General features: G+C 52.6%; 6 tRNA genes and 2 rRNA genes. All 8 read right to left on the bottom strand.

The features are described from left to right. Nucleotide 1: 1 nt before the first annotated feature. Nucleotides 2–2,930: ribosomal RNA gene (locus tag SJY16_RS20040) — 23S ribosomal RNA — on the bottom strand. Between the two features lie 354 nt (nucleotides 2,931–3,284). After that, nucleotides 3,285–4,836, bottom strand: a 16S ribosomal RNA gene (locus tag SJY16_RS20035). Together the 16S and 23S rRNA genes with 6 tRNA genes alongside form the textbook arrangement of a ribosomal RNA operon. A gap of 166 nt (nucleotides 4,837–5,002) precedes the next feature. Beyond that, nucleotides 5,003–5,079 (bottom strand) — tRNA-Ile (locus SJY16_RS20030). A 7-nt stretch (nucleotides 5,080–5,086) separates the two neighbouring features. Next, nucleotides 5,087–5,160 (bottom strand) — tRNA-Gly (locus SJY16_RS20025). Between the two features lie 9 nt (nucleotides 5,161–5,169). Next, nucleotides 5,170–5,246 (bottom strand) — tRNA-Pro (locus SJY16_RS20020). An 18-nt stretch (nucleotides 5,247–5,264) separates the two neighbouring features. Then, nucleotides 5,265–5,341: transfer RNA gene (locus tag SJY16_RS20015), tRNA-Arg, on the bottom strand. Between the two features lie 10 nt (nucleotides 5,342–5,351). Continuing rightward, nucleotides 5,352–5,438: transfer RNA gene (locus tag SJY16_RS20010), tRNA-Ser, on the bottom strand. 40 nt (nucleotides 5,439–5,478) lie between these two features. Beyond that, nucleotides 5,479–5,563, bottom strand: a tRNA-Leu gene (locus tag SJY16_RS20005). Between the last annotated feature and the right edge of the window lie 79 nt (nucleotides 5,564–5,642).

Raw genomic sequence — 5,642 nt, 5'->3', positions numbered from 1 at the left:
TTAGGTTAAGCCCTCGATCGATTAGTATTCGTCAGCTCCACGTGTCGCCACGCTTCCACCCCGAACCTATCAACCTCATCATCTCTGAGGGATCTTACCAGCTTGACGCTGTGGGAAATCTCATCTCGAGGGGGGCTTCATGCTTAGATGCTTTCAGCACTTATCCCTTCCACACGTAGCTACCCAGCTATGCTCCTGGCGGAACAACTGGTACACCAGCGGTGTGTCCATCCCGGTCCTCTCGTACTAAGGACAGCTCCTCTCAAATTTCCTGCGCCCGCGACGGATAGGGACCGAACTGTCTCACGACGTTCTGAACCCAGCTCGCGTACCGCTTTAATGGGCGAACAGCCCAACCCTTGGGACCTACTTCAGCCCCAGGATGCGATGAGCCGACATCGAGGTGCCAAACCTCCCCGTCGATGTGGACTCTTGGGGGAGATAAGCCTGTTATCCCCAGGGTAGCTTTTATCCGTTGAGCGATGGCCCTTCCATGCGGAACCACCGGATCACTAAGCCCGACTTTCGTCCCTGCTCGACTTGTAGGTCTCGCAGTCAAGCTCCCTTGTGCCTTTACACTCTGCGAATGATTTCCAACCATTCTGAGGGAACCTTTGGGCGCCTCCGTTACTCTTTAGGAGGCGACCGCCCCAGTCAAACTGCCCACCTGACACTGTCTCCGCACCGGATCACGGTGCTGGGTTAGAATGTCAGTACAGCCAGGGTAGTATCCCACCGACGCCTCCACCGAACCTAGCGGTCCGGCTTCTATGGCTCCTACCTATCCTGTACAAGCTGTACCAAAATCCAATATCAGGCTACAGTAAAGCTCCATGGGGTCTTTCCGTCCTGTCGCGGGTAACCTGCATCTTCACAGGTACTATAATTTCACCGGGTCTCTCGTTGAGACAGTATCCAAGTCGTTGCACCTTTCGTGCGGGTCGGAACTTACCCGACAAGGAATTTCGCTACCTTAGGACCGTTATAGTTACGGCCGCCGTTTACTGGGGCTTCGATTCAGAGCTTCTCCCGTAAGGGATAACCCCTCCTCTTAACCTTCCAGCACCGGGCAGGTGTCAGCCCCTATACATCGCCTTGCGGCTTGGCAGAGACCTGTGTTTTTGCTAAACAGTCGCTTGGATCTTTTCACTGCGGCTCCCCTGGGCTATTCACCCGAGGAAGCACCCCTTCTCCCGAAGTTACGGGGTCATTTTGCCGAGTTCCTTAACGAGAGTTCTCCCGATCGTCTTAGGATTCTCTCCTCGCCTACCTGTGTCGGTTTGCGGTACGGGCACCTCTTTCCTCACTAGAGGCTTTTCTTGGCAGTGTAGAATCAGGGACTTCGGTACTTAATTCCCTCGCCATCACGACTCAGCCTTCGCGGTGAACGGATTTGCCTATTCACCAGCCTAATCGCTTGGACGCGCATTTCCAGCAGCGCGCTCTCCCTATCTTTCTGCGTCCCCCCGTCGTTCAAACGGAAAGGAGGTGGTACAGGAATATCAACCTGTTATCCATCGCCTACGCCTTTCGGCCTCGGCTTAGGTCCCGACTAACCCTGAGCGGACGAGCCTTCCTCAGGAAACCTTGGGCTTTCGACGGACAAGATTCTCACTTGTCTTTCGCTACTCATACCGGCATTCTCACTTCTAAGCGCTCCACCAGTCCTTTCGGTCTGACTTCGCAGCCCTTAGAACGCTCTCCTACCATTGTCGTAAGACAATCCACAGCTTCGGTGATACGTTTAGCCCCGGTACATTTTCGGCGCAGCGTCACTCGACCAGTGAGCTATTACGCACTCTTTAAATGATGGCTGCTTCTAAGCCAACATCCTGGTTGTCTAAGCAACGCCACATCCTTTTCCACTTAACGTATACTTTGGGACCTTAGCTGGTGGTCTGGGCTGTTTCCCTCTCGACTACGGATCTTATCACTCGCAGTCTGACTCCCGCGGATAAATCGTTGGCATTCGGAGTTTGACTGGATTCGGTAATCCGGTAGGGACCCCTAGTCCAATCAGTGCTCTACCTCCAAGATTCTTGCCGCGAGGCTAGCCCTAAAGCTATTTCGGAGAGAACCAGCTATCTCCGGGTTCGATTGGCATTTCACCGCTACCCACACCTCATCCCCGCATTTTTCAACATGCGTGGGTTCGGGCCTCCATTCAGTGTTACCTGAACTTCACCCTGGACATGGGTAGATCACCCGGTTTCGGGTCTACGACCACGTACTATTTCGCCCTATTCAGACTCGCTTTCGCTGCGGCTCCGCCTTCTCGGCTTAACCTTGCACGGGATCGTAACTCGCCGGTTCATTCTACAAAAGGCACGCTGTCACCCATTAACGGGCTCCAACTAGTTGTAGGCACACGGTTTCAGGTTCTCTTTCACTCCCCTTCCGGGGTGCTTTTCACCTTTCCCTCACGGTACTGGTTCACTATCGGTCACTAGAGAGTATTTAGCCTTGGGAGATGGTCCTCCCGGATTCCGACGGGGTTTCACGTGTCCCGCCGTACTCAGGATCCGTCTCGGAGGGCAGCGGATTTTGACTACAGGATTGTTACCTTCTCTGATGGACCTTTCCAGGTCGCTTCGTCTATCCGTGCCTTTGTAACTCCAATGAGACGTCCTACAACCCCAGAGGGCAAGCCCTCTGGTTTGGGCTGATTCCGTTTCGCTCGCCGCTACTCAGGAAATCGCGATTGCTTTCTCTTCCTCCGGGTACTGAGATGTTTCAGTTCCCCGGGTATGCCTTCTATCTCCTATGTATTCAGAAATAGATACCATCCCATTACGGATGGTGGGTTCCCCCATTCGGAAATCTCCGGATCAAAGCGTACTTACTGCTCCCCGAAGCATATCGGTGTTCGTCCCGTCCTTCATCGGCTTCTAGTGCCAAGGCATCCACCGTGCGCCCTTAGTAGCTTAACCTTATGACTTCGTTATTAGCGTCGAACTTCTTCGTTGGCTTCATTCCTCCGGTGCTCACGTATATCAAATACGCTCCGCTCCTCCGGAATTTCGCCGCCTCGAATTTCTCGCTTCTAACTCGTCATTGATGTTGCACATCGTAAGATGTGACTAACTAAGAAATAACGCAAAAAATAATTCTTTATTGGATGTCGTTGTTTATGCTATCTAGTTTTCAAGGAACGTGGCTACTTCTTGAATCCGCTAATGCTTCATCAAATTAGCCTGTTTTGAAAGAATATAATCATTCTTTCAAAACTAAACGAAACGCTCATGCAAGTTTGGCAACCAATGTTGCCTCGTAATTCTCCATAGAAAGGAGGTGATCCAGCCGCACCTTCCGATACGGCTACCTTGTTACGACTTCACCCCAATCATTTGTCCCACCTTCGGCGGCTGGCTCCAAAAGGTTACCTCACCGACTTCGGGTGTTACAAACTCTCGTGGTGTGACGGGCGGTGTGTACAAGGCCCGGGAACGTATTCACCGCGGCATGCTGATCCGCGATTACTAGCAATTCCGGCTTCATGTAGGCGAGTTGCAGCCTACAATCCGAACTGAGAACGGCTTTATGGGATTCGCTTCACCTCGCGGTGTCGCAGCCCTTTGTACCGTCCATTGTAGCACGTGTGTAGCCCAGGTCATAAGGGGCATGATGATTTGACGTCGTCCCCACCTTCCTCCGGTTTGTCACCGGCAGTCACCTTAGAGTGCCCAACTGAATGCTGGCAACTAAGATCAAGGGTTGCGCTCGTTGCGGGACTTAACCCAACATCTCACGACACGAGCTGACGACAACCATGCACCACCTGTCACTCTGTCCCCCGAAGGGGAACGTCCTATCTCTAGGAGTGGCAGAGGATGTCAAGACCTGGTAAGGTTCTTCGCGTTGCTTCGAATTAAACCACATGCTCCACTGCTTGTGCGGGCCCCCGTCAATTCCTTTGAGTTTCAACCTTGCGGTCGTACTCCCCAGGCGGAGTGCTTAATGTGTTAACTTCAGCACTGAGGGTGGAACCCCCCAACACCTAGCACTCATCGTTTACGGCGTGGACTACCAGGGTATCTAATCCTGTTCGCTCCCCACGCTTTCGCGCCTCAGCGTCAGTTACAGACCAGAGAGCCGCCTTCGCCACTGGTGTTCCTCCACATATCTACGCATTTCACCGCTACACGTGGAATTCCACTCTCCTCTTCTGCACTCAAGTCCCCCAGTTTCCAATGGCCCTCCACGGTTGAGCCGTGGGCTTTCACATCAGACTTAAGAGACCGCCTGCGCGCGCTTTACGCCCAATAATTCCGGACAACGCTTGCCACCTACGTATTACCGCGGCTGCTGGCACGTAGTTAGCCGTGGCTTTCTGGTTAGGTACCGTCAAGGTACCGCCCTATTCGAACGGTACTTGTTCTTCCCTAACAACAGAGCTTTACGACCCGAAAGCCTTCGTCACTCACGCGGCGTTGCTCCGTCAGACTTTCGTCCATTGCGGAAGATTCCCTACTGCTGCCTCCCGTAGGAGTCTGGGCCGTGTCTCAGTCCCAGTGTGGCCGATCACCCTCTCAGGTCGGCTACGCATCGTTGCCTTGGTAAGCCATTACCTTACCAACTAGCTAATGCGCCGCGGGCCCATCCTACAGTGTTAGCTCGAAAGGCCAACTTTCAACGTTGCATCATGCGATGCTATGTATTACCCGGTATTAGCTCCGGTTTCCCGGAGTTATCCCAGTCTGTAGGGCAGGTTGCCCACGTGTTACTCACCCGTCCGCCGCTGAGAAATAGGAGCAAGCTCCTATTTCTCCGCTCGACTTGCATGTATTAGGCACGCCGCCAGCGTTCGTCCTGAGCCAGGATCAAACTCTCCGATAGAAAGTCTAATCTAGCTTTAAAACTTGTTGTTTCCGTAGAAACAATTTCTTGCATGGCGTTTCGTTCAGTTTTCAAAGATCGATTTGTTTCTTTCAATGTCGTTTTCAGCGACTTTATTAATGTAACACATTAACTCAATCGAAGTCAACAACTTTTTTAAGAAAGATGGTGGGCCTGAGTGGACTCGAACCACCGACCTCACGCTTATCAGGCGTGCGCTCTAACCAGCTGAGCTACAGGCCCATCTTTATGGAGCGGGTGATGGGGATCGAACCCACGACATCAGCTTGGAAGGCTGAGGTTTTACCACTAAACTACACCCGCATTTATAGATGGTCGGGAAGACAGGATTTGAACCTGCGACCCCTTGGTCCCAAACCAAGTGCTCTGCCAAGCTGAGCTACTTCCCGACTATGTTATTTAAAAAATGGCGCGCCCGAGAAGACTCGAACTCCTAACCTTCTGATCCGTAGTCAGACGCTCTATCCAATTGAGCTACGGGCGCATTATATGATTGGTGCGGTTGAGAGGACTCGAACCTCCACGGGGTCTCCCCCACTAGCCCCTCGAAGCTAGCGCGTCTGCCATTCCGCCACAACCGCGAATCGTTTTGTGAATCGTTTCGTGAATCATTGTTTGAATTGGTGCGGGTGAAGGGACTCGAACCCCCACGTCGTAAGACACTAGATCCTAAGTCTAGCGCGTCTGCCAATTCCGCCACACCCGCAAATAAATGGTGAGCCATGAAGGACTCGAACCTTCGACCCTCTGATTAAAAGTCAGATGCTCTGCCAACTGAGCTAATG

The organism is Alkalihalobacillus sp. R86527, assembly GCF_042466185.1.
GTDB lineage: Bacteria > Bacillota > Bacilli > Bacillales > Guptibacillaceae > Guptibacillus.
Note: the sequence above shows the minus strand (reverse complement) of the source record. Positions and strands in the feature narration are given on the sequence as shown.